Origin of the sequence: Synechococcus sp. H55.10, from assembly GCF_047502715.1 — a bacterium.
Classification (GTDB): domain Bacteria; phylum Cyanobacteriota; class Cyanobacteriia; order Thermostichales; family Thermostichaceae; genus Thermostichus.
In genome coordinates this window covers 1-715 of sequence record NZ_JANSJJ010000156.1, presented here as the reverse complement: position 1 = coordinate 715, position 715 = coordinate 1, and the positions used below count along the sequence as shown (strand labels likewise).

General features: G+C 61.8%; 2 protein-coding genes. One reads left to right on the top strand and one right to left on the bottom strand.

The window, feature by feature from the left end:
- On the top strand, nucleotides 1-413 hold a 413-nt coding region (locus tag NW858_RS10065), incomplete at its 5' end, for a flavin reductase family protein (protein WP_414520416.1).
- Between the two features lie 62 nt (nucleotides 414-475).
- Here NW858_RS10065 and NW858_RS10060 read toward each other — a convergent pair.
- Nucleotides 476-715, bottom strand: a 240-nt coding sequence (locus NW858_RS10060) for a hypothetical protein (protein WP_414520415.1), incomplete at its 5' end; no start/stop codon positions are given.

Below are 715 nucleotides of genomic sequence, written 5' to 3'. Positions count from 1 at the left end.
GCAAAGGGCAGGCCACCAGCGCCATGCTCGCCTCCTGGGTGGCCCAGGCCAGCAGCGATCCGCCAGGGATCAGCGTGGCCGTGGCTAAGGATCGGGCAATTGAGTCCTTCCTACAGGTGGGGGATACCTTTGTCCTTAACGTGTTGCAGGAGGGCCACTACCAGCCCTTAATGCGCCACTTCCTAAAGCGCTTCCCGCCGGGAGCTGACCGCTTTGCCGGCATCAAGACCTACCCCGCCGCTAACGGATCCCCTATCCTTGCCGATGCCCTGGCCTACCTGGAGTGCCGCGTGGTCAGCCGCCTGGAAACCAGCGACCACTGGGTAGTGTACAGCACCCTGGAAGCCGGACGGGTCTCCAGCCCTGAGGGCCTCACCGCCATCCACCATCGCAAGGTGGGAAATCATTACTGAACCCCTGATCCCCCTCCCTGAGGAGAAATAGCTGTCCTGCTGCCGCAAGCACTTCCCCCCTTTCAATAGGACACTCGGTAGACCAGCCCGTTGGCACGTAGGAAAAAAGGGCTACCTTCTCCCAAAGGGATCCCGGCTGGCTGCAGGGGAAAAGGCAGCTCTTCTGGTCTTTGTTCCGCCTTCTGAGAGAGGCGGTAGAAGATCCCCTCGAACCTACAAAAGGGAACCTCCGCAGCAGCATGCTGCTGTTGCCAGCGCTGGTAGGGGCTGAGCCGAGCTTCCCTCCGGTCGATGTCCGGCGG